Origin of the sequence: Paraburkholderia sp. MM5384-R2 (genome assembly GCF_014201025.1) — a bacterium.
Lineage (GTDB): Bacteria > Pseudomonadota > Gammaproteobacteria > Burkholderiales > Burkholderiaceae > Paraburkholderia > Paraburkholderia tuberum.
The window spans coordinates 1-23020 of record NZ_JACHDI010000025.1 but is presented as its reverse complement, the minus strand read 5'-3'; the positions used below and the strand labels follow the sequence as shown (position 1 = coordinate 23020).

General features: G+C 62.6%; 15 protein-coding genes and 4 pseudogenes. 16 read left to right on the top strand and 3 right to left on the bottom strand.

Annotated features, from left to right (window positions below):
* Positions 1 to 24: 24 nt before the first annotated feature.
* The 7 genes from HDG37_RS30205 (at position 25) to HDG37_RS30175 (ending at position 9207) form a co-directional block, all read left to right on the top strand.
* Positions 25 to 1062, top strand: coding sequence for an ABC transporter permease subunit (locus HDG37_RS30205; protein ID WP_184054070.1), 1038 nt, complete (start codon positions 25 to 27; stop codon positions 1060 to 1062).
* A gap of 104 nt (positions 1063 to 1166) precedes the next feature.
* Positions 1167 to 2114 (top strand): ABC transporter substrate-binding protein, encoded by a 948-nt coding sequence (locus HDG37_RS30200; protein WP_090812411.1) that lies wholly within the window; start codon positions 1167 to 1169, stop codon positions 2112 to 2114.
* 31 nt (positions 2115 to 2145) lie between these two features.
* Positions 2146 to 3783 (top strand): glucose-6-phosphate isomerase, encoded by a 1638-nt coding sequence (pgi, locus tag HDG37_RS30195; RefSeq protein ID WP_184054068.1) that lies wholly within the window; start codon positions 2146 to 2148, stop codon positions 3781 to 3783.
* Complete coding sequence (locus HDG37_RS30190) at positions 3770 to 4702, top strand: carbohydrate kinase (protein ID WP_184054066.1); 933 nt, start codon at positions 3770 to 3772, stop codon at positions 4700 to 4702. Before pgi ends, HDG37_RS30190 begins: the two co-directional genes overlap by 14 nt.
* Before the next feature lie 5 nt (positions 4703 to 4707).
* The gene (zwf, locus tag HDG37_RS30185) at positions 4708 to 6189 is read left to right on the top strand and encodes a glucose-6-phosphate dehydrogenase (protein WP_090812414.1); all 1482 of its coding nucleotides are present in this window, start codon (positions 4708 to 4710) and stop codon (positions 6187 to 6189) included.
* A gap of 163 nt (positions 6190 to 6352) precedes the next feature.
* Positions 6353 to 7381 carry a hypothetical protein gene (locus tag HDG37_RS30180; RefSeq protein ID WP_260335139.1) on the top strand — a complete coding sequence of 343 codons (1029 nt, stop codon included), beginning with the start codon at positions 6353 to 6355 and terminating at the stop codon, positions 7379 to 7381.
* Between the two features lie 191 nt (positions 7382 to 7572).
* Complete coding sequence (locus HDG37_RS30175; protein WP_184054064.1) at positions 7573 to 9207, top strand: NADP-dependent glyceraldehyde-3-phosphate dehydrogenase; 1635 nt, start codon at positions 7573 to 7575, stop codon at positions 9205 to 9207.
* Between the two features lie 386 nt (positions 9208 to 9593).
* On the opposite strand, the pseudogene HDG37_RS30170 reads toward HDG37_RS30175, so the two are convergent.
* Positions 9594 to 9804: pseudogene (locus tag HDG37_RS30170) on the bottom strand (transposase domain-containing protein); the annotation flags it as partial.
* A gap of 59 nt (positions 9805 to 9863) precedes the next feature.
* Between HDG37_RS30170 and HDG37_RS30165 the strand changes: the two are divergent.
* From HDG37_RS30165 to HDG37_RS30155, 3 genes and pseudogenes are all read left to right on the top strand, one after another.
* A pseudogene (locus tag HDG37_RS30165) lies at positions 9864 to 10475 on the top strand (transposase); the annotation flags it as partial.
* 698 nt (positions 10476 to 11173) lie between these two features.
* Positions 11174 to 11872 carry a methyl-accepting chemotaxis protein gene (locus tag HDG37_RS30160; protein WP_090812417.1) on the top strand — a complete coding sequence of 233 codons (699 nt, stop codon included), beginning with the start codon at positions 11174 to 11176 and terminating at the stop codon, positions 11870 to 11872.
* Between the two features lie 23 nt (positions 11873 to 11895).
* Positions 11896 to 13296 (top strand): MFS transporter, encoded by a 1401-nt coding sequence (locus HDG37_RS30155; protein ID WP_090812418.1) that lies wholly within the window; start codon positions 11896 to 11898, stop codon positions 13294 to 13296.
* Between the two features lie 250 nt (positions 13297 to 13546).
* Here HDG37_RS30155 and cobA read toward each other — a convergent pair whose 3' ends face one another.
* Positions 13547 to 14359, bottom strand: coding sequence for a uroporphyrinogen-III C-methyltransferase (gene cobA / locus HDG37_RS30150; protein ID WP_184054062.1), 813 nt, complete (start codon positions 14357 to 14359; stop codon positions 13547 to 13549).
* Positions 14360 to 15118: 759 nt separating this feature from the next.
* Between cobA and nirB the strand changes: the two genes are divergently transcribed.
* Genes nirB through HDG37_RS30125 form a run of 5 tightly spaced genes read left to right on the top strand, consistent with a single transcriptional unit; the run spans position 15119 to position 22399 of the window.
* Positions 15119 to 17659, top strand: coding sequence for a nitrite reductase large subunit NirB (gene nirB, locus HDG37_RS30145; protein WP_184054060.1), 2541 nt, complete (start codon positions 15119 to 15121; stop codon positions 17657 to 17659).
* 32 nt (positions 17660 to 17691) lie between these two features.
* Complete coding sequence (gene nirD / locus HDG37_RS30140; protein ID WP_090812420.1) at positions 17692 to 18039, top strand: nitrite reductase small subunit NirD; 348 nt, start codon at positions 17692 to 17694, stop codon at positions 18037 to 18039.
* Positions 18036 to 19307: an NAD(P)/FAD-dependent oxidoreductase gene (locus tag HDG37_RS30135; RefSeq protein WP_184054058.1), complete on the top strand. Its 1272-nt coding sequence runs from the start codon at positions 18036 to 18038 to the stop codon at positions 19305 to 19307. Before nirD ends, HDG37_RS30135 begins: the two co-directional genes overlap by 4 nt.
* A gap of 13 nt (positions 19308 to 19320) precedes the next feature.
* Entirely contained in the window at positions 19321 to 22128 is a 2808-nt protein-coding gene (locus tag HDG37_RS30130; RefSeq protein WP_184054056.1) for a nitrate reductase, read from the top strand.
* A 16-nt stretch (positions 22129 to 22144) separates the two neighbouring features.
* Positions 22145 to 22399, top strand: a complete 255-nt coding sequence (locus HDG37_RS30125) for a hypothetical protein (protein WP_184054054.1) — start codon at positions 22145 to 22147, stop codon at positions 22397 to 22399.
* Positions 22400 to 22441: 42 nt separating this feature from the next.
* Here the strand turns inward: HDG37_RS30125 and HDG37_RS39640 are convergent.
* Positions 22442 to 22561, bottom strand: a pseudogene (locus HDG37_RS39640) (LysR family transcriptional regulator); the annotation flags it as partial.
* Between the two features lie 70 nt (positions 22562 to 22631).
* On the opposite strand from HDG37_RS39640, the pseudogene HDG37_RS30120 reads away from it, so the two are divergent.
* Positions 22632 to 22927: pseudogene (locus HDG37_RS30120) on the top strand (transposase); the annotation flags it as partial.
* Between the last annotated feature and the right edge of the window lie 93 nt (positions 22928 to 23020).

Sequence of the window (23020 nt, the reverse complement as noted above, 5' to 3'; positions counted from 1 at the left end):
ATCTCGAGTATCCAGGAGGACGACATGAGCAACACCACCAAACACCACGACGCCGACCCAGTGCCGGCCCCTAAGGCACCCACGCAGGCGCAACGGCAATCGCTTATCGAACACCGCGAACGCATGCAGTCCCTGATGCGAACGGCAGGCATGCTGCCCGTGCTCGTGCTGCTGTGCATCGGCTTCGGTCTAGGCACCGACAGCTTTTTCAGTCTGCAGAACCTGTCGATTGTCACGCAGCAGGCGTCAATCAACATCGTTCTGGCCGCCGGGATGACCTTCGTCATTCTGACGGGCGGGATCGATCTGTCAGTCGGCTCGGTGCTGTCGGCCGCCGCAGTGACGGCCTTGCTGGCATCGAACATTCCGGGTTGGGGCTGGCTCGGCATCCCAACCGCGCTTGCCGTCGGGATCGGCTTCGGCCTGATCAACGGTGCGCTGATAGCGTTACTCAGACTGCCGCCCTTTATCGTCACGCTCGGCGCGCTGACTGCGGTGCGCGGCGTTGCCCGGCTGCTAGGCCACGACACGACCGTCTTCAATCCCCAACTGTCGTTCGCCTTCATCGGCAACGGCACGATCCTCGGCGTCCCGTGGCTCGTGGTGATCGCCGGCGCAGTGGTCGTGGTCTCCTGGTTCATCCTGCGCCGCACTGTCCTTGGACTGCGCATCTATTCGGTCGGTGGCAACCGCGAAGCCGCGCGCCTCTCCGGTATCAAGGTGTGGGGCATCGAGATGTTCGTCTATGCCATGTCAGGTCTGCTTGCCGGCCTCGGCGCAGTGATGTCGGCGGCCCGCCTGTATGCGGCGAACGGTCTGCAGATGGGTCAGTCGTACGAACTGGACGCGATTGCCGCAGTGATTCTCGGCGGCACCAGCTTCGTCGGCGGTGTGGGCTCGATCGTCGGCACGCTGGTTGGCGCGCTGATCATCGCTGTCCTGACCAACGGGCTGGTTTTGCTCGGCGTATCCGACGTCTGGCAATACATCATCAAGGGCCTCGTCATCATCGGCGCTGTAGCGCTCGACCGCTTCCGTCAACGCGGATCAGCTCGCACCTGAACTACGCCTTCATACGCCGTTCCTACTTGCCTCACAAACCCATGGGCGCAAACCGGTCCCCTTGCGCCCCACTCACCCAACGGACCACCTTGGAGACAACGAAAATGTTCAAGCAGAAAATTGCTATCGCCAGCACTGCCCTTGCGATGGGTCTCAGCCTCACGCTGCCCGCGGCGAACGCCGCCGACAAGCCGCTCAAGGCGATTGGCATCACCGTCGGCTCGCTTGGCAACCCCTACTTCGTCACGATCGTCAAAGGCGCTGAGGCCAAGGCCAAGCAGATCAATCCCGGCGTGAATGTCACCGCAGTGTCGGCTGATTACGACATGAACAAGCAGTTCACGCAAATCGACAACTTCATCGCCGCTCACGTCGACATGATCCTGCTCAACGCAGCCGACCCGAAGGCTATCGAGCCTGCTGTGAAGAAGGCTCAAGCCGCCGGCATCGTGGTCGTAGCCGTGGATGTGGCCGCCGCCGGCGCCGACGCCACGGTGCAGACCAACAACGTGCAGGCCGGCGAAATCTCGTGCGACTACATCGCCAAAAAACTCAACGGCAAGGGCAATGTCATCATCGAAAACGGGCCGCCGGTGTCGGCGGTGGTCGACCGCGTGAAGGGCTGCAAGTCGGTTTTCGCGAAGCATCCCGAACTGAAGGTGCTGTCTGATGATCAGGATGCCAAAGGGTCCCGCGAAGGCGGTATGAATGCGATGCAGGGCTATCTGACGCGCTTCCCGAAAGTCGATGCCGTCTTCGCAATCAACGACCCGCAGGCGGTGGGCAGCGATCTGGCGGCCAAGCAGTTGAACCGCAAGAACCTCTTCATTACGTCCGTCGACGGCGCACCGGACATCGAAACCGCGCTGAAAACCGACACGCTGGTTCAGGCCTCCGCGAGCCAGGATCCGTGGTCTATGGCGCAAACGGCCGTCACGGTCGGATACGGGCTCATGAACGGCAAGAAGCCGGCCAACACGATGATCCTGCTGCCCTCCACGCTCGTGACGCGTGACAACGTCAACAGCTACAAGGGCTGGTCGTCGCACTAAGCTCAACCCGTCAATTACACGCCGGATCATCATGTCACATCTCACTCAGTCGCCCGCATGGCGGGCTCTCGCAGACCATCGCGACCACATGGCGCACACCTCGATCTCCGGGCTCTTCGCGCAGGACGACAGACGTTTCGAGCGGTTCTCGATGGAGGCGGCCGGCATCTTCGTCGACTACTCGAAGAACCTGATCACGACTGAAACGCTGGGCCTGCTCGGCGCGCTCTCGCGCCAGGCCGGTGTGGAAGATCGGCGACGCGCCATGTTTGCGGGTGAGCGCATCAACACCACCGAGAACCGGCCGGTGCTGCACGTCGCACTGCGCGAGCGAAGCGGGAAGCCGATTATCGTGGACGGGAAGGACGTGATTCCGGACGTGTTCGCAGTCCTCGCTAAAATGCGGCGCTTTACCGACGCCGTCCGTGAAGGCAAGTGGCGCGGCTACACGGGGCACGCGATCACCGATGTAGTCAATATCGGCATCGGCGGCTCGGATCTCGGTCCGCGCATGGTCTGCGAAGCTTTGAAGCCTTATGGCGACAAGGGGCCGACGACGCACTTCGTCTCCAATGTCGATGGCGCCGACATTGCCGAAGTGCTGCAGAGCGTCGATCTGGAGACGACGCTCTTCGTGATTTCATCGAAGACTTTCACGACCCGGGAGACTCTGCTCAACGCACGCACCGCGCGCAACTGGCTACTGAGCAGCGGCGCGCCCGAATCAGCCGTCGCAAAACACTTCGTCGCGGTTTCGACCAACGCTGACGCGGTTGCAGCATTCGGCATCGATCTCAGCAACATGTTCGAATTCTGGGACTGGGTCGGCGGCCGGTATTCGTTGTGGTCCGCGATCGGGCTGCCTATTGCGCTGCAGATCGGCATGGACGGATTCGAGGCGCTGCTGGGCGGCGCACATGCAATGGACCGGCACTTTGCCGAGGCGCCGCTCGAACAGAACCTCCCCGTCCTGCTCGGCATGATTGGCATCTGGTACACGAATTTTTTTGGCGCGAACAGCCAGCTGATTGCCCCATACGACCGCTATTTGCACCGCCTTCCAGCCTACCTGCAGCAACTCGACATGGAGAGCAATGGGAAGTCCGTCACCTTGTCGGGCGAGCGTGTCGATTATGGGACAGGACCGGTCATCTGGGGAGAGCCCGGGACCAACGGTCAGCACGCCTTTTTTCAATTGTTGCATCAGGGAACCGCCCTGATCCCGGCAGACTTCATCGCTTGCATGCAGCCGCAGCGTGCGCTGGATGTTCACCATGACGTCCTGCTGGCCAATTGCTTTGCGCAAACCGAAGCGCTGATGAACGGGTTGCAGGTGGCGGGGACACCGCACCGCAGCTTCGACGGCAATCGCCCAACCAACACGATCTGCATGGACAGCCTTGAGCCCGCGGCACTTGGCGCCCTCCTCGCGCTGTACGAGCACAAGGTATTCGTGCAGGGGATCATCTGGAACATCAATTCTTTTGACCAATGGGGAGTCGAACTCGGCAAGAAACTGGCCGTGGTGATTGAGAGCGAAATCAGCGAGTCAAGCGCGGCAAGTACTCACGACAGCTCCACCAACGGTCTGATCGAGCGCTTCAGGCAACGGCGGATGAAGAAGGCTGACCCGGCAATCGGAGATCGGAGTGACCATGAATCTTCCTGAACTGGTCGTATTCGGCGAGGCGCTGACCGACTTTATCCGTGAAGACGATCAGCACTGGCGCAGCGCGTCGGGCGGCTCGTGCTGGAACGTCGCCCGCGTGGGCGCACGGCTGGGCGTGCCTACCGGCTTCGCGGGCACCGTCAGCCACGACACGTTTGGCGACAAACTGATGGTACAGAGTGCGCAGGCCGGACTCGACATGCGTTTCACCAGACAGGTGGAGCGGCCGCCGCTCCTTGCCATGGTCGTATCGAAACATCCGCCGCAATATTTTTTTATCGGCGACAACAGCGCCGACCTGGCTTTTGACGCCAACGCATTGCCGTCCGGGTGGCTGGAGGCTGCGAAGATCGTGCACTTCGGTTCGCTTAGCCTGGTACGTGATCCACTCGCGGAGCATCTGCTGGATATCGCGCAAGCCGCGCACGCCGCCGGCAAGCGGATCTCGTTCGATCCGAACTACCGGGATCTGATGGCGAGCCCCGGCTACCGCCCTACGCTGCGCCGCATGGCGGAACTGGCCAGCTATATCAAGGTATCGGACGAGGATCTGCGAGGCCTGTTCCCGGAACTGGATGAAGCCCAGGCACTTGCCAAACTTCGCTCGTGGGCGCCCACTGCCGACATTCTTGTGACACGCGGCGCAGCAGGCATGGCGTTGCTCACCTCGGACGAGGAGCTTTTCCAGCCGGCGTTCGCCGCACAGGTCGTCGACACCGTCGGCTGTGGCGACGCCTGCGTAGGCGGATGGATCGCGAGCCTGATTAGCCGGCCGGATGCGCCGCAGGCATCCCATCTGCGGTTCTCGGCGGCTTGTGCAGCCGTGGCGTGTGCACAGCAGGGCGCCTACGCACCCACCACGGACGAAGTGGCGATCCTGACCGGCTCGTCAGGCCCGTTTATCAATTCCCACAATTGAATACCATGAGAACTCCACGGAACAGCCCACCCGAGCACGACGGATTCGCATTCGTCCTGTTCGGCGGCACGGGTGATCTGGCGATGCGCAAGATCCTGCCCGCACTCTACGCCGCGCACCGCGACGACATGCTCGCACCGGACGGCAGGATCGTCTCCGTTGCACAGACAGCCCTCGATCATGGCGGCTATCTGAAATGGGTCGAGGAGCATGTCAAACCCCACCTGCCCGGAACGGCGATCGATCCCGCTGTGTGGGAAGGCTTTCTCGAACGCATTACGTATGTCGCGCTCGATGCGAGTCAGCCCGATTCGTTCTCCCTGTTACGCGAAGCGCTTGCGACAGGGCGCAGCCGGCGGATTTTCTATCTGGCGACCGGGCCTGCACTGTTCGTGCCGATCTGCCGCGCTCTCGCGTCGGCCGGACTGACCGTAGGCTCGCGCGTAGTGCTGGAGAAGCCGCTCGGCTACGATCTCGAATCGTCCAATGCGATCAACGATGCGGTGGGCCAGATCTTCGCAGAAGACCAGATCTACCGGATCGACCACTACCTGGGAAAGGAAGCGGTCCAGAACCTGCTCGCGCTGCGATTCGGCAACTCGCTGTTCGAACCATTGTGGCGTCGCGACTGGGTCGAGAGCATCCAGATTACGGTCGCCGAAGAACTGGGCGTCGAAGGCCGCGGCAACTTCTACGACCAGACTGGCGCGCTGCGCGATATGGTGCAGAACCACCTGCTGCAGTTGCTCGCCATCATCGCCATGGAACCGCCTCACTCCATGGATGCAGACGCGGTGCGAGACGAGAAACTGCGCGTGTTGCGCGCGCTCAAACCGGTCACGAGCGAGCAGATCCGGCAGAGTGTCGTGCGTGGCCAGTATCACGCCGGTGCCATCAAGGGGGTATCGGTGCCGGCTTACCAGGCCGAAGCGGGTGTCGGTGAGCACAGCACGACAGAAACGTTCGTCGCCCTGAAGGTCGAGGTCGAAAACTGGCGCTGGTCCGGCGTGCCGTTCTTCCTGCGCACCGGCAAGCGGCTCGCGGGCCGCCTGGCAGAGATCGTCATCAACTTCCGGCCCGTACCTCACTCGGCTTTGGGCCCGATGGCATTACGCCCGGGCTCGAACCGGCTGACGATCCGGCTGCAGCCGAACGAATCGATCCGGCTCAGCGCGCTCGCCAAGCAGCCAGGGACTGGCATGACGCTGCAAGGCGTGCATCTCGACCTCGCATTTGACCAGTTCTTCCAGCAGGAGCGGATGGAGGCGTACGAGCGCCTGCTGCTCGATGTGATCGCGGGACGGCTCGCACTCTTCGTAAGGCGTGACGAGCAGGAGGCCGCATGGCGATGGGTTGCGCCGATCCTCGCTGACTGGGCAAGCCAGGACAACCCCCCGAAACCTTACGCAGCCGGCACCTGGGGCCCGGCCGCGGCAAGCGCGCTGCTTGCGCGGCACAGCACCTGTTGGCAGGAGGAAGAAAACTGAGCGCCAAGCAAACCCGTGGTCAGCCCGCCCTTGAGTTTAAGGTGCGCAGGCACGACGGTGCCGCACTCGTGACGCCCCGATGCGCCTACTGCAACGATCAACGCACTCAAAATCTTCAGTGACGACTCTTATGTCCAGCTGATCTGTTAAGCGAACCACAATCATGGATACAGTCTGGCACCTTGAATGGCCCCATGGCCATCTTGATGTTCATGCAAAAGGCGGGATGCTCAGCGACGTGACGCTTGTGCGAGGCAAGCGGCAACTGCAGCCGTTTTACGAGGCGCCATGGATCGGCGACGCCTCAGCCCATCCGCCAGGTTTGCTCGGGCATATGAGAAGCGAATTTCCGTGTGTGCCTTTCGGCACTCCCTGGGCTGCCGAGACCGTCGTGGACAGCTGGCAGGAGAGCCTTGCGACGCCGGTCCGCGAACACGATTACCCGCTCGATGCGAGCGACGATCTGCTTCACGGTTACGCGTGTACGGGCGACTGGACTCTCCTGCGACAGACGGAACTGGAAATCCAGGTCGCGCTCGAGTATCCGCCTGCTTCGTCGATCGCCCGCGTAGTACGGGTGATCCGCGCCGACCCCGATGGGCCCGCGATCGATTTCGTGTTGAAGGTTCAGGCGCGCAAAAGAACGCGCCGTCCGATCGGTCTGCATCCCAATCTGGCGCTGCCGTCGGTCGCTGGTGCATTTCAGATCCAACCGGGCACGTTCCAGTTTGGTGTCGTTCACCCGGGCGGCCCCGAACCCGGCGTGTCGCGCGCGGATCCTGGCGCGATTTTCAATGAGCTTGACAAGGTGCCACTGCGCACGGGCGGCACGGGTGGGTTTGATCGTTTTCCATTCGCCCACGATACCGAAGAAATCGTCCAGCTTTGTGGTACTGACGGATCTGTCGTTCTGACCGATGACGAATCGCAGGTCGCGTATCGGCTCAGTTGGGACGCCGCTGTACTTCCATCCCTGCTGTTGTGGATCAGCAATCGCGGCCGCAGCCATAGTCCCTGGAATAGCAGGAACCTGTGTCTTGGCGTCGAGCCAGTTGCCAGTGCTTTTGAACTCGGCTGCCGCGCCGCGTTGTCCGTGAACCCCATCAATGAGCGTGGCGTGCCGACCGCCGTCGTGATCGAACCAGGCGAGCCTGTCGAAATCGCCTACCGGTTTGAGGTCTTGACTCAATAATCAGGGCGACGCGATTTTGGGAAATGTTGTGCCATTGGAGAAGCTAGCTGACGATTTTTGGCAGAACGCCGCCCGGAATTTGCCCTGAAAGTGCCATTTCAATATTCCCTGGACACCCGCTCTCCTTCTTTACGATCCGGATCACATGCGTGTGAGACAGGATGCGATGCCAGGCGCACGGAGAAAAATCCATGTCAACGATCGATTTTGAAAGTCTGCAGAAATTGTTTCCGTCCACCGACGAGGTGCCGGTAGAAGCCCGTTTGTCCTCACCGATCCATCAGCGTGTGTCGCTCGTGGACGGCGAGCTCAGACCGTGGGTCGGCACGTGCAAAACCGTGCTGTCGCCGGTTTGCGTGAGGCAACCCGACGGCGAGGTACAGCAACTCGCAATCGGTAGCTACCCTGTGATGGGCGAGTTGGAGAGCGACGCGGCACTCGACGCCGCCGTGCGTGCCTACGACGCGGGCCGCGGCGAGTGGCCGACAATGACCGTGGCCCAGCGGATTGGCTGCATGCAGGACTTCATCAAGCGCATGGTTGCGCAGCGCGCTCAGATCGTGAATCTGATCATGTGGGAGATCGGAAAGAGTCTCACTGACTCTCAGAAGGAGTTCGACCGCACAGTCACCTACATGCTCGCCACAATCGATGCACTCAAGGACCTGGACAACAGCAACTCGCGCTTTGTGATCGCGGAGGGCACCATTGGTCTGATCCGGCGCACACCGCTAGGTGTCGTGCTGTGCATGGGCCCGTACAACTATCCTCTGAACGAGACTTTCGCGACGCTGATTCCTGCACTGCTGATGGGCAACACGGTGGTATTCAAGCCGCCGCAATACGGCACGTTGCTGTTCTATCCGTTGCTCGAGGCGTTCCGCGACGCGTTTCCTAAAGGCGTGATCAACACGATTTACGCACCTGGTGCGGTTGTCGTGCCGCACATGCTCGCGTCCGGCAAGATCAACGTACTGGCGCTGATCGGCTCGAGCAAGGTGGCGGACCATCTGAAGAAACAGCATCCGAAGTCGCATCGGCTGCGTGCCATCCTCGGTCTCGATGCGAAGAATGCCGCCATCATTTTGCCCGACGCGGATCTTGAATTGACCGTGAAGGAGTGCCTGCTCGGGGCGTTGTCGTTTAATGGCCAGCGCTGCACGGCATTGAAGATGCTGCTGGTGCACCGGTCGATCGTCGAGCCGTTCCTGAAGCGCTTCACTGAGGAACTGGCGAAGCTGAAGGTGGGCATGCCATGGGAACACGGCGTCAGTATCACACCATTGCCCGGCATGCACCGCACCGCCTACATGACCGAGGCCATCGACGATGCCAAAGCCAAAGGCGCAGGCGTGGTCAACAACTCAGGTGGAGTGTTCTGCAAGACGCTGTTCTATCCGGCAGTGGTCTATCCGGTCAGCGAGGGCATGATGCTGTACCGGGAGGAGCAGTTCGGTCCGATCATTCCGGTGGCGCCGTTCGATGACGTCGAAACCGCACTTGAGTACGTGACGGCTTCCGATCACGGCCAGCAGGTCAGTATTTTCGGTTCGGATCCGACCCAGATCGGCGCGCTGGTCGATCCACTCGTCAATCAGGTGTGCCGAGTGAACCTCAATTGCCAGTGTCAACGTGGTCCAGATGTGTTTCCGTTTGCCGGACGGAAAGATTCGGCAGAAGGCACATTGTCTGTGACAGACGCACTACGGGCCTTCTCGATCCGTTCTATGGTTGCTGCCAAACAGACGGACAACAGCAAGGCGCTGTTGGAAGCAATTGTTACTGACCGCGACTCCAAATTTGTCAATACCGGGTTCATTCTGTGATCCCGGTATGCGGAGATCGAGCGCCATGACGACGTGATCAGAAAAAATCCGCTGCTCCCGTGGAGCTGACAACGTTGATGACTGGAGTGTTGCGACGCATTCAATCCGTACAGCACTTCGGTAGCCGCCCCATGGGAACCTGCAGACCCAAGCGGCGCGCGATGAGCCGGGTGGGACCGCGAGTCACGATGTCATCTGGCGGCCGATGCTCCGGTGCGGAGCTGTTACGAAGCCGGGCGTGACGGCTTCTGGCTGCACCGCTGTCTGGACGAACATCAGATCACAAACCTGGTGGTGGATTGTGTGCGTCGCGTGAGGGCCGTTGAGAAACCTCTAGACAAGCGTTGAAGAGCACGGCAGACACAGCGTGCCGCTAGCAGAAGGGATCAAAGCGAGGTAGGTGTAGATGGGAGCAGATGCTTCGCGACGTTCCAAGGCAACAGTTCGTCGATGCGGTTGGCCTGGTGATCTGCAATGTTCGTAAGCACGTATTCCAGGTAGGCTTGGATTGACGTTGTTCAATTTGCACGAGCCGATCAGGCTGTACATTGCGGCGGCTCGCCCACCACCGCTGTCGGAGACCGCGAACATAAAATTGGAGCCTCTCAGAAATTTAGTGTGTCGAGGTCATGAGACGATAACGGAAATAACGTCCTATGACCGACACAACAGTGATCAAGAAAAGCAACAACCTGAAGGCGCCGAAGCTGTTCCCCGATGAGCTGATCGATCAACTGCTGGCGCAGGTGCAGAACAAGGATGCCGAGTCGATCCTCGGCGAATCGGGCCTGGCCGGGCAACTGAAGAAGAGCCTGGCCGAGCGCATGCTGGCGGCCGAACTGACGCATCACCTCGAAACCGAGGGCGGGCAAGGCAAGAGCGGCAACCACCGTAACGGCACCAGTTCGAAGACGGTCATCACGCCCAATGGCGAGCTGCACCTCGATATTGCGCGTGACCGTCAGGCGACGTTCGAGCCGCAACTGATTGGCAAGTATCAACGTCGGCTGCCGGGATTCGACGACCACGTCATCAGCATGTACGCGCGCGGCATGAGCGTGCGCGAGATCCAGGGCCATTTGCTGGAGTTGTACGGGCTGCAAGTCTCGCCCGACCTGATTTCCACCGTCACCGATGAAGTGCTGGCTGAAGTTGAGCAATGGCAGCAACGCCCGCTCGAGGCGATGTACCCGGTCGTGTATTTCGATGCCCTGCGGCTGAAGATTCGCGACGAAGGCACGGTCAGGAACAAGGCGGTGTATCTGGCGCGCAATCGGACCAGGCACTACGCGATGCGCGGTCCGCGCATGCGTGCGAACTCGACGGATTGCTGGCTGCCCGCGCCGAACACGAATCCGCCTTGCAGGCGGAAGTTGCCAAGATTACCGCCCGGCGCCAACGTCAGCTTCGCTCCGGAATGGTTCTCCTACCGACGCTCGCACCGTAGCTTGAGCCGGCGCGGTGCACAGCTGTAGTGCACTGCACCAACGCGTCGCACCAACCCCGTTCATGCCACGCGGCGACGCCGCGCTTCGCTGTAACTGAAATCCCATCACTTGCGTCGAGATGAACGTTCCGGCGTTCCAGAAATTTGACGAAGGTGCGATCCGTCGTTGAACTGGCCGGCCCCGCTGGACGCGCTGTTAGCCGAATGGGGCGTGGCTGGAAGCCGCCGGAGAGACCGCCCCGGATTAGCGTTACACGGATCTGTGGCACGGCTATTGCATAGATCGGGCGTGGGACCAACGGAGGTCCCAACGTATCGAATCTTTACCGGCCGCTCGCTTTGAGCGACCCGCAGGGACAACGGCGTCCCGAGTGCCAACTGTGCAACCGAGCAATCGGGACGCGCGGTTGCGCTCGGGGCGCTTTTTTTTTGCGCTTCATTTGTCGCCGCGAGTCTCGTCATGGGGCGCGTGCCGTGCGAATGGAGCAACGGTGCAGGGTCTTCACGCCCACATTCACGATGAAACAGCCGATACATTCAGATCCCGATGCCGTCTCTGGACAGGTCATCGGCGAGCTCATCAATCTGGGGGGCCGGCAACGGATGCTCTCACAGCGCATCGTGCTGCACGTGCTGCTCGCGTCGCTCGGCAACAGTGGCGCGCTGTCCGTAGCCAAATCATGCCTTGTCACGTTTGCGCAAGCGCATTCCGATCTGGTGAGGGGCAACGAGCGCCTACCGGGCGTGTTTTCCGAAGCGTTGCGCGAGATGTATTTCGGCAACCGCAGAGCCGACGAGCGGATTCAGCAATTCATCGTCCAGGTGAATCGCGCGGTGTCGTGCGTCGAGTCGGGCCGCGCGGAAGATCGGACCCAACTCGACGCACTCGTCACTCAGGCGACGCCGCTGCTCGAACTGCTGCAGGACATCACGCTCGCCTATCAGCACGAGATGCGCGGCATCGAAGCGGCCGCGCTCAAGCGACAGACAGACATCGCCGAGCGGCTCGGCAGCATCTCAATGCAGGCCAACATCGTCGCGCTCAACGCGCGCATCTCGGCCGCACGAGCAGGCCAGTTCGGGCGGGAATTCGCGGTGATCACGACCGTGCTCGCCGACATCATTAAGGAGATGGACGAGCTGATCAAAAGTGTCGTCGACACGCGCGGCATGCCCCTTCAAGGTCGGCACGCCAGTGCCGGCCGCGCTCTTCAATAGCTTTTCCCCTGCGAGAGAAACCCATGAAACATCTGTTGAATTCGCTGACGAGCGGTAACTGGCGCGCGTTGCTGGCGTGCTTCCTCTACTTCGATACCGGCTTCACCGTGTGGGTGATGTTCGGCCCGCTCGCCCCGTTCATCCACAAGGACATCGCGATGTCGCCGGCGGAATTGGGCTTTCTCGTCGCGGTTCCGGTGCTGGGCGCGGCGATCCTGCGCGTGACGCTCGGCAACCTGTACCAGGCCTATGACGGCCGCCGCATTGCGCTCTGCGGCGTCGTGCTGTCGGCGTTGCCGTCGATCGTGCTGCTGCTGTCACCGTCCGCGCCTTCATATGTGATGCTGCTGGTGCTGGGCGTGTTTCTCGGTGTGGGCGGCGCGAGCTTTGCGGTGGCGCTGCCGATGGCCGGCAGCAACTATCCGCCCAAGGTGCAGGGGCTGGTGCTGGGGCTCGCTGCGGCGGGCAATATCGGCGCAGTGCTCGATGGTTTTCTGTTCCCGAGCCTCGCCGATCACTTCGGCTGGGCCAAGGCCGCAGGCGCGGCGTTGCCGTTGCTCGCGCTCGCGGCTACGGCGCTGTTCTTGTGGGCGAAGGACCTGGGGCCGAAGTCCGGCAGCGCACCGCGTGCGTTGCGCAGTTTCTGCGTCACGCTGGGCGGCTTGATCGCGCTCGTGCTTGCCGTGCACGCGGGTGTCTTCGGCGCCGGCAAGACAGGCGTGCTGCTGCTGCCGGTACTCGGCGCGCTGCTGGCGATTGCGGTGCTGCCGAAGCACTATCGCAGTGTGCTCGCGGAAAGCGACACGTGGGTCGTGATGCTGGTCTACAGCATCACGTTCGGCGGCTTCGTCGGCATGTCGTCCTATGTAACGACGCTGCTGGTTTCGCTGTATCAGTTGCCAAAGCTGGAGGCGGGGCTCTTCATGTCGCTCCTTGCCTTCACGGGTGCGCTGGTGCGGCCGCTCGGCGGCCTGATCGCCGACCGCATCTCCGGCGTGCGCGCGCTGGTGCTGCTGCTCGCCGGTATTTCGCTGTGCGATTTCGCATTCGCCGCGTGGATGCCGCCGCTGCCCGCCGGCATCGCGTTGCTGGTAGCCACCTATCTGTGCTTCGGGCTCGGCAACGGCGCGACCTTCCAGCTCGTGCCGCAACGCTGGAAGGGCAAGACCGGGTTGATGTCCGGGATCATCGGCGCAGCGGGCGGCATCGGCGGCTTCTATCTTCCCGTGATCATGGGGATGGCCAAGGAAAGCACCGGCAGCTATCAGATGGGCTTCGCGACCTTTGGCGTCATCTCGGCGCTGGCCTTCGCGCTGGTTGTCCTGCATCGCACGCGCTGGCTCACTTGGGCGCTGCCTGCGGAGAGTCTGGTGGTTGCGAGCCCGATCCCGGCTGCGGGCGCGCGTGCGAATAGTGGAGTGTGAGCTGGGCGTTGGGCGGGAAACGTGCCTGCATTGGCTGTAAGTCGCGGCGCGCGCTTCCCGTTTCGCCTCGCTCGCAAAGAATCGGATAAATGCGGGAGCTCAGCCTGAAGGTGTGAATCGTCAGTTCTATTGCTGAGTGAGGCGACCGGTGTGTGCAAAGCGGATCGCCGCTGTCATATCCCAACGCCGTATGTAAAACGGCCCGCGTCAGACGACGCGGGCCTAAGCCGTCTAGCGTTTGACGTCTGGATCATGCGCTGCGCAAGACCGCCTCGCGCTCGTAGCGTTGCACGTGAGAAGTGGACGGCAATTCAATAGACACGTCCGCCACCGACTCGTGCATAGCATGCGCCACGGCCTCGCCAATCACCTTGCCAACCAGAATGACAGCCGGGCTGCCGAAGCCGGCGGCATGCGCACGCGCTTCAAGCGTGTCGAGCGTCGCGAGCACGTGCCGCTCCGCAGCGCTGCCCGCCGATTGCACCACCGCAGCAGGCGTGTCGTGCGGCAGGGCTGACATCAGCGCGGCACACAGGCTGTCGATGCGGCTCATGCCCATGTAAATGGCGAGCGTCGTGCCGGTGGCGGCCAGCGCGGCCCAGTCTGGCTCGCTGTCGTCGCGCAGGTGCGCCGTGATAAACGTCACGCCCGGGCAGTGATTGCGATGCGTGAGCGAAATACCGAGACCTGCTGCCGCGGCAAAACCCGACGAAATGCCATTGACGATTTCGAACGGTATCTGTGCGCGCCGCAAATCCGCCAGTTCTTCGCCGGCGCGTCCAAACAGCAGGGCGTCGCCGCCTTTCACGCGTACCACGTGACGGCCGGCGCGCGCGTAGCGCAGTAGCAGGCGCTGAATGAACGCCTGCGGGGTCGACTTGCAGCCGCCGCGCTTGCCAACGCGAATCACGCGCGCCTGCGGCGCAAGCGACACGATCTCCGGATTGACGAGGTCGTCGAGCAGCACGACATCGGCGCTTGCCAGCAGCCTTGCTGCCCTGATCGTGAGCAGATCGAGGTCGCCTGGACCCGCGCTGAGTAAAGTGACCTTGCCCGTTGCCATGGTGATGTCCTTGTACGTCCTGAGGCGGCCGGTTCGATGGCCGGTTGGACGAGCGCTGCGCCAAATGCAAACGGCGTCCGCTCGTCGTGTTTAACGAGGGGACGCCGTTGTCCTGATCTGGGTTGCCTGCGCTGCCGGGGGCGCATTGCGCACCATCTGCAGCGTGATTCCATGTGCCGGCACCGTTGCCGCGCGCATCGATAGAGGCAATATCCACGCCAGACAGTGCCGACGCGGGCAGCAGCGCAGAACGCGCGACGACGCCATCCATGCAAGCCAGATGTGACGATGCACTGCGAGGCCGGGCCGGCTCGCGGGTGCTATCACATCGGGCCGCGCAACACACCGCGAAAAACCTCTGGTCTGCTCACTAATCTGGGTTCACGAGCAAAGCCAAAGCAGGCCATCTTCACCCGACCCGCTGCACGGATGATGTGCTGCATTGCACCACCGTCGTGCCATGCCCGGCAAAATGCATCTTCCTGTTGCGCCCCAAACCAGGGCTCAGATCCAATAACGCCTGTGGCTCGGGCCACTACGGCCGATGTGCCGCCTGGCACGGCCTTTGCATAAATCAAGGCAGCGGATCAACGATGATCCGGCCAGCACGCAGCAAAAGTCATTCTGTAGGTCATTGTTTTTTGGACAACGGCGTCCCCTGAATTCAGTCATCTGACGACTGGATCCGCGGGACGCCTTTTTATTTGCCGGACGAAAATCATGCCGCGAACCGCGCTGGGAATGGATGAGACACCCGTCATGAACGTTGTCGTCATTGGCCACGGGATGGTGGGTCACAAGCTTCTTGAATGTCTTGTGGACGACGCGAGGTCTGCGCTGCACGTCACCGTGCTGTGCGAGGAGCCGCGTCCCGCATATGACCGCGTGCATCTGTCCGAATTCTTTTCCGGCAAGTCCGCAGAGGATCTGTCGCTCGTGAAGCCAGGTTTCTTCGAGCGCGAGAGCGTGCTGCTCAAGCTCAACACGAAGGCGGTCTCGATCGACCGGGAGGCCCACACCGTGAGCGTCTCGAGCGGCGAGACGCTTTCCTATGACAAACTGGTGCTCGCGACCGGTTCCTCGCCGTTCGTTCCGCCAATGGCAGGCAGTGATCGTCAGGACTGCTTCGTCTATCGCACCATCGAAGATCTCGAAGCGATGCAGGCGTGCGGCGCGCGGGCGAAGTCGGGTGTCGTGGTGGGCGGCGGCCTGCTGGGGCTTGAATGCGCGAAGGCGCTGCATGACATGGGACTGGCCGCGCATGTCGTCGAATTTGCACCGCGGCTGATGGCGGTGCAGGTCGACGACGGCGGCGGTCGGGTTCTGCGCAGCAGGATCGAGGAGCTGGGCGTGCAGGTCCATACGGCCAAGCACACGCTCGCCATCGTCGATGGCAAAGCGGGCACGCACCGCATGCAGTTCGCCGACGGCACGCATCTCGACACCGACATGATCGTGTTCTCCGCCGGTATCCGTCCGCGCGACGAGATCGCGCGTGCGTGCGGCCTGGAACTGGGTCCGCGTGGCGGCGTCTCGATCGATGCGAACTGCCGCACCAGCGACCCCGACATCTACGCGATCGGCGAATGCGCGGCGTGGAACGGCATGGTGTACGGCCTGGTTGCGCCTGGCTACGACATGGCGCGCGTCGCCGCGAAGCACCTGCTCGGCGATGATGCGGGCTTCGCCGGCGCGGACATGAGCACCAAGCTCAAGCTGATGGGCGTGGATGTCGCGAGCATCGGCGACGCGCACGGCAAGACGCCGGGCAGCCGCACGTACCAGTTCAGCGACGAACTCAAACAGGTCTACAAGAAGCTGGTGGTGTCGGAGTGCGGCAAGCAGTTGCTCGGCGCCGTGATGGTGGGCGATGCGGCCGAATATGGCACGCTGCTGCAGATGATGCTGAACAGCATCGAGCTGCCCGAAGCGCCGGAGTTCCTGATCCTGCCGCAAAGCGACGGCAAGGCCAAACCCGGACTTGGGGTCGACGCGCTGCCCGCAGCCGCGCAGATCTGCTCGTGCAACAACGTCTCCAAGGGCGAAATCTGCGCGGCGGTGTGCGCGGGCGCGACCAGTATTGGCGCGGTGAAGAGCGCGACATGCGCCGGCACCGCGTGCGGCGGCTGCGTGCCGCTTGTCACGCAGGTGATGAAGGCCGAGATGAAGAAGCAGGGCCTCGCGGTGAACAACCACCTGTGCGAGCACTTCCCGTACTCGCGCCAGGAGCTGTATCACCTCGTCCGCGTCGAGCGCGTGAGGACCTTTGGCGCGTTGCTGGAAAAGCACGGCCATGGCCTCGGCTGCGATATCTGCAAGCCCGCGGTCGCCGGAATCCTGGCGTCGTGCTGGAACGAGTTCGTGCTGAAGAAGGAACATGCAGGCCTGCAGGACTCGAACGACTACTACCTCGCCAACATCCAGCGTGACGGCACCTACTCGGTCGTGCCGCGCATGCCGGGGGGCGAGGTCACCCCGGAAGGCCTGATCGCCATCGGCCAGGTGGCGAAGAAGTACGGCCTCTATACAAAGATTACCGGCGGCCAGCGCGTCGATCTGTTCGGCGCGCGTGTTGATCAACTGCCGCTGATCTGGGAAGAACTGATCGCGGCCGGCTTCGAATCCGGCCATGCCTACGGCAAGTCGCTGCGCACCGTGAAGTCGTGCGTCGGCTCGACGTGGTGCCGCTACGGCGTCGGCGATTCGGTGGGCCTCGCCGTTGCGATGGAAAACCGCTACAAGGGCCTGCGTTCGCCGCACAAGATCAAGTTCGGCGTGTCGGGCTGCACCCGCGAATGCGCGGAAGCGCAGGGCAAGGACGTCGGCATCATCGCCACCGAGAAGGGCTGGAATCTCTACGTGTGCGGCAACGGCGGGATGAAGCCGCGACATGCCGAACTGCTCGCGTCGGATCTGGACCGCGAGACGCTGGTGCGCTACATCGACCGCTTCCTGATGCTCTATGTCCGCACCGCCGACCGTTTGCAACGCACCAGCGTCTGGCGCGACAACCTCGAGGGCGGGCTGCAATACCTGATCGACGTCGTCGTGCACGACAAGCTCGGACTCGCGGCGGAGCTGGAGGGGGAAATGCAGCACGTGATCGATACCTACGAGTGCGAGTGGAAGAGGGCCGTGACCGATCCCGAAACGCGCAAGCGCTTCCGCCATTTCGTCAACAGCGACAAGCTCGACGACAACGTGACCTTCGTCGAGGAGCGCGGCCAGATCCGTCCCGCAACGCAGGAAGAGCGGCAAGCGCGGCAGTTCCCGATTCCCGTGGTCGCCGAGACCGTCTGACCATCCACCACCCTGACCGTGAGGAAGCCAGCATGAGTAACGATCAAACTCCGCAAGCCTGGATGCCCGTGTGCGCGCTCGACGACATTGTTCCCAATACGGGCGTCTGTGCGCTCGTCAACGGCGAGCAGGTAGCGGTATTTCATGTCGCGCACGGTGAGGGCAGCGTGTTCGCAATCGACAACTTCGATCCGGGTTCGCACGCGGCGGTGCTCTCGCGTGGGCTGATCGGCAACCTCGGCGAGCGCATCGTGGTGGCCTCGCCGATCTACAAGCATCATTTCGATCTGCGCACCGGCGAGTGCCTCGAGGCGCCCGAGCATTCCGTCAGCGCCTACCCGGTGCGTGTCGAGAGCGGCAAGGTGTGGGTCGCGGCATGAGACACCCAATCGACGCGCAGACCTCAGGAGGCGCAGCGTTCGACGCGCCTTCGCGCCCGCGCCTCGTTGTCATCGGCAATGGCATGGCGGGCATGCGCACCGTCGAGGAACTGCTGAAGCTCGCACCGGGCCTCTACGACATCACCGTATTCGGTGCCGAGCCGTACGGCAACTACAACCGCATCCTGCTCTCACCGGTGCTGGCGGGCGAGAAGAGTGTCGACGACATCATCCTCAACACGCGTGACTGGTATGCAGACAACGGTATCCAGCTGCATGCTGGCGACCCGGTGGCCGCGATCGATCGCAGGCGCCGCATCGTGCGCTCGCAAAGCGGCTTCGAGGTGGGCTACGACCGATTGCTGATCGCGACCGGCTCCAAGCCTTTCGTGGTTCCGGTGCCGGGTCACGAGCTGCCCGGGGTGATCGCTTTTCGCGACATCCAGGACGTCGAAACAATGCTCGCCGCAGCGCGCAGTCACCGTCACGCAGTGGTGATCGGCGGCGGTCTGCTCGGGCTGGAGGCCGCGAACGGGCTCATGCGCCAGGGCATGTCGGTCACGGTGGTGCACGTCATGGACAGCCTGATGGAGCGCCAGCTCGACCGGAGCGCGGCGGCCCTGCTGCAGCAGACGCTGGAGCGCAAAGGGTTGCGTTTCCTGCTGAACGCCAACACCGTCGAAATCGTCGGGCCGGATCGTGTGACTGCAGTGCGTTTTGACAACGGTGCGGAGATCCCCGCCGACCTGGTTGTCATGGCGGTCGGGGTGCGCCCGAATATTGACCTCGCGAAACAGGCCGGGCTGCACTGCGAGCGTGCGATTGTCGTCGATGACACGCTGCAGACCTACGATCCGCGTGTCTACGCCGTCGGCGAATGCGTGCAGCACCGGACGGCAACCTTCGGTCTTGTCGCGCCGATCTGGGACCAGGCGCGCGTGTGCGGCGCCCACCTGGCGGGCGCCGGCCACCGCCGTTACGTGCAGAGCGCGACGGCGACCAGGCTGAAAGTCACCGGCGTCGAGCTGTATTCCGCTGGCGACTTCACCGGCGGTCCGGACAGTGAAGACCTGGTGCTGCGCGATCCGCGACGCGGCGTCTACAAGCGCCTCGTGATCGAGGATAACCGGGTGATCGGCGCAGTCCTCTATGGCGACGTCAGGGAGGGCGCGTGGTATTTCGAACTGATCCAGAACCGCACCGACATTTCTCCGCTGCGCAGCCAGCTGCTATTTGGCCGGGCCCTCTGCGAGGCTCAGCCCGCCTGAACCGGAACCCAACGTGAGTCTTCCCATCGTCATTTCCAGTACGCCTGACGGTAGCCGCGACGCTGTCAGGACCACCTGTCCATACTGCGGCGTCGGTTGCGGCGTACGCGCGAGCGCGCGCCCAGACGGCCAGCACGACATCACCGGTGACGAACTCCACCCGGCGAACTTCGGTCGGCTGTGCGTGAAAGGCTCAGCCCTCGGCGAAACCATCGGACTCGATGGACGGCTGCTCCATCCGAAGCTGCGCGAGCCGGCGAGCGGCGCGTTGCGCCCCGTGTCATGGAACGATGCGCTCGACACGGTCGCTGACGGCTTTCGCCGGATTATCGATCAACACGGCCCGGATGCTGTCGCCCTGTACGTCTCAGGACAGTTGCTGACTGAGGACTATTACGTCGCGAACAAACTGATGAAGGGCTATATCGGCAGCGCGAATATCGACACCAATTCACGCCTGTGCATGTCGTCCTCCGTCGCCGGTCACAAACGGGCCTTCGGCGAAGACCTGGTGCCGGTGTGCTACGACGATCTCGAACTGGCGGACCTCGTCGTGCTGGTCGGTTCGAATACGGCGTGGTGCCATCCGATCCTGTTCCAGCGGATCATCAGGATCAAGGAGACGCGCCCCGATATGAAGGTCGTCGTGATCGACCCGCGCTATACCGCGACCTGCGAAATGGCTGACCTGCACCTGCCGCTGCGCGCGGGCACCGACGTCTGGCTGTTCAACGGTTTGCTCAGTTTTCTCGCGGAACACGGCGCGATCGATGCGGAGTTCGTCGACGCGCATACGGCCGGCTATGCGCAGGCGCTCGATGCCGCTACAACCGGCGCAGCAACCGCGTTCGACCTCGCGCAATGTGCAAAGGCCTGCAAGGTCGATCCGCACGATCTCCTCGAGTTCTATCGACTCTTCGCGCGCACCGAGCGGGTGGTGACGGTGTATTCGCAGGGAGTGAACCAGTCGAGCTCCGGCTCGGACAAGGTCAACAGCATTATCAATTGTCATCTGCTGACGGGCCGTATCGGCAGACCAGGCATGGGGCCGTTCTCGTTCACCGGACAGCCGAATGCGATGGGTGGGCGTGAGGTCGGTGGTCTGGCGAACACGCTGGCCGCCCATCTGGAACTCGACAACCCGCGGCATCGCGAACTGGTCCAGACATTCTGGGGATCGCCCGTCGTCGCTTCGCGGCCAGGACTCAAGGCGGTCGAACTCTTCGAGGCGATCGGGAACGGCCGGATCAAGGCGGTCTGGATCATGGGCACGAACCCGGTCGTCAGCCTGCCCGACGGCGACCAGGCGAAGCGCGCGCTCGCGCGCTGTGAACTCGTCGTCTGCTCCGACATTGTCGAGAACACGGACACCAATGCGTTTGCGCATATCCTGCTGCCGGCGCTCGGCTGGGGAGAAAAGGACGGCACCGTCACCAATTCCGAGCGCAGGATCTCGCGCCAGCGTGCGTTTCTTCCGGCGCCCGGAGAAGCACGCGCGGACTGGCGGATCATCTGCGACGTTGCACAGCGGATGGGCTATCCGGGCTTCGAGTTCTCCAGCCAGTACGAGATTTTCGATGAGCATGCGCGGCTGAGTGCGTGGCGTAACGAGGGTCGCCAGAGCGCTGACGGAACCGGCGACGAACTTGTCGACGGCGACCTGCGTCGCGCGTTCAACCTGGCTGGTCTTGTTGGCCTCGGTCGCGAACGTTACGCTGCGTTGCAGCCTATCCAGTGGCCCGTTCTCACGCAGAAAGACGCGGCATTGGCGGGCACCGCGCGTCTTTTTGGTGACCGTCGCTTTAGCCACGTGGACGGCAAGGCGCGTTTCGTCGCCACGCCACCCCGCGCCCCGGTCAATGCGCCGGATGACGAATATCCGCTGACGTTGAATACCGGCCGGGTGCGCGACCAGTGGCACACCATGACCCGAACGGGCAAGTCGGTGAAACTTGCCAGTCATGTCACGGAGGCGTTTGTCGACATGCATCCGCAGGATGCACTGTCGTGCGGCGTGCGTGAAGGCGACCTCGCGCGCGTGTCGAGTCGCTGGGGTGCGATGGTCGCACGCGTGCAATACGGCGGCGGCATGCCGCGCGGCAGCGTGTTCATCCCCATTCACTGGAACGATCAGGTTGCCTCCGATGCACGCGTGGGTGCGGTGGTGAATCCCGAAGTCGATCCGGTTTCTGGCGAGCCTGAGTTCAAACACACTCCGGTTCGGGTCGACAGGTTCCACGTTGCCTGGCACGGTTTCTCACTGAGCCGGCACATTCCGGTGCTGGACAGCGTGACGTACTGGACACGCATTCACGGCACGCAGTTTGTGCGCTACGAACTCGCGGGCCGCAACCCGCTCGCCGATCACGGTGATCCTGGCGTCTGGGCGCGCGCGCTGTTCGGCATCGACGATGCTCATGCCGACTGGCTCGAATACGAGGACCGTGCCGCGGGCGTGTATCGCGCGGTTCATCTGGTCGACGACCGTATCGAGAACTGCATTTTCCTGTCGGCGCAATCCGAATTGCCGGCGCGCGCGTGGCTCGCGAGCCTGTTTGCGAAGGACCGGCTCGACGAGGCGGACCGCATTGGCCTGCTGCCTGGCCAACCGATCGGTAAGGGCACCGATACGGGACCCACAGTCTGTTCGTGCTTCGGTGTTGGGCGCAATACGATCTGTGCAGCAATTCGCGAGCAGGGACTGAAGACCGCCGCGGAGATTACCGCGTGCCTGAAAGCCGGCGGCAACTGCGGGTCCTGCGTGCCGGAACTGAAGAAGCTGCTGGTGGACACCGAACTGGCGCGATTGAGCATCGCCTGAAGGAGACTAACGTTTCATGCTGAAGAGACTTAAAACCATGCTGGCCGTGATCAAACCTGGCGATCCTTTCTTCGCTTGCCATGACGACACCAACGTCACGCCGTCAGGTTCAGAAGGTGTCGGAGAGGGACACCTGCGACATACGGCGAATCTTCGCGCCTCACATCCGAGCGAAGGAGAGCGGTATGACCGTGCGCGGCGCCGCACCCGCAAGTCGGGCGCAGCCGTGGGGCCGGCGCACCCTGGCACGCCGTGTTCGCATCGCCATTGATTGCGTTGAAGGGGAGCGGTATCGACACGCTGCGCTGTGCGACTAACGCCGCAGCTCCGACATGATCTTTTCGGCGAGAAAGTCGCATGGCGGCCGCTTCGATTTGGCGCTCCGCGCAAGTACGACCTCCAGCGCAGCAATTTCGGGCGAGCCCTGCGCATGGCGGCTCTGGTGCAAATAGCGCGGGGGCAAATCGGTTAAGGTATCGGGCTGAACGAATTGAGAGCCGACGATGAGCAAGCCGAAGAGCCTTGACGAACTGTTCGCAGGCCGTCACTTTGACCGCGATGTGATCATTCTGTGTGTTCGCTGGTACCTGCGCTACAAGCTTAGCCTGCGCGATCTGGTCGAAATGATGGCGGAACGGGTCTGTCGCTGGCGCACACGACGATCCTGCGCTGGGTGCGGCGCTTTGCGCCGGAGTTCGTCAAACGGTGGAACCGCTTTGGTAGGCCTACTGGCCAAACGTGGCGTGTCGACGAGACTTACCTCAAGCTGCGCGGCAAGTGGGTCTATCTTTATCGAGCGCGCCGACGGCGCCGAGCACAGTGACACACGAGATGCCTCGCCACGATCCGGAGCTAACGACGCAGCAGGCGCACGGGAGAACACTGACGCCGT

Bases quoted from the DNA above. Each gene is read 5' to 3' on its own strand.
- HDG37_RS30125 (WP_184054054.1), top strand. From the start codon at position 22,145: ATGCTGAAGAGACTTAAAACCATGCTGGCCGTGATCAAACCTGGCGAT.
- HDG37_RS30175 (WP_184054064.1), top strand. From the start codon at position 7,573: ATGTCAACGATCGATTTTGAAAGTCTGCAGAAATTGTTTCCGTCCACC.
- HDG37_RS30190 (WP_184054066.1), top strand. From the start codon at position 3,770: ATGAATCTTCCTGAACTGGTCGTATTCGGCGAGGCGCTGACCGACTTT.
- nirD (WP_090812420.1), top strand. From the start codon at position 17,692: ATGAGTAACGATCAAACTCCGCAAGCCTGGATGCCCGTGTGCGCGCTC.
- HDG37_RS30160 (WP_090812417.1), top strand. From the start codon at position 11,174: ATGAAACAGCCGATACATTCAGATCCCGATGCCGTCTCTGGACAGGTC.
- HDG37_RS30135 (WP_184054058.1), top strand. From the start codon at position 18,036: ATGAGACACCCAATCGACGCGCAGACCTCAGGAGGCGCAGCGTTCGAC.
- cobA (WP_184054062.1), bottom strand. From the start codon at position 14,359: ATGGCAACGGGCAAGGTCACTTTACTCAGCGCGGGTCCAGGCGACCTC.
- HDG37_RS30180 (WP_260335139.1), top strand. From the start codon at position 6,353: ATGGATACAGTCTGGCACCTTGAATGGCCCCATGGCCATCTTGATGTT.
- pgi (WP_184054068.1), top strand. From the start codon at position 2,146: ATGTCACATCTCACTCAGTCGCCCGCATGGCGGGCTCTCGCAGACCAT.
- HDG37_RS30205 (WP_184054070.1), top strand. From the start codon at position 25: ATGAGCAACACCACCAAACACCACGACGCCGACCCAGTGCCGGCCCCT.
- nirB (WP_184054060.1), top strand. From the start codon at position 15,119: ATGAACGTTGTCGTCATTGGCCACGGGATGGTGGGTCACAAGCTTCTT.
- zwf (WP_090812414.1), top strand. From the start codon at position 4,708: ATGAGAACTCCACGGAACAGCCCACCCGAGCACGACGGATTCGCATTC.
- HDG37_RS30155 (WP_090812418.1), top strand. From the start codon at position 11,896: ATGAAACATCTGTTGAATTCGCTGACGAGCGGTAACTGGCGCGCGTTG.
- HDG37_RS30200 (WP_090812411.1), top strand. From the start codon at position 1,167: ATGTTCAAGCAGAAAATTGCTATCGCCAGCACTGCCCTTGCGATGGGT.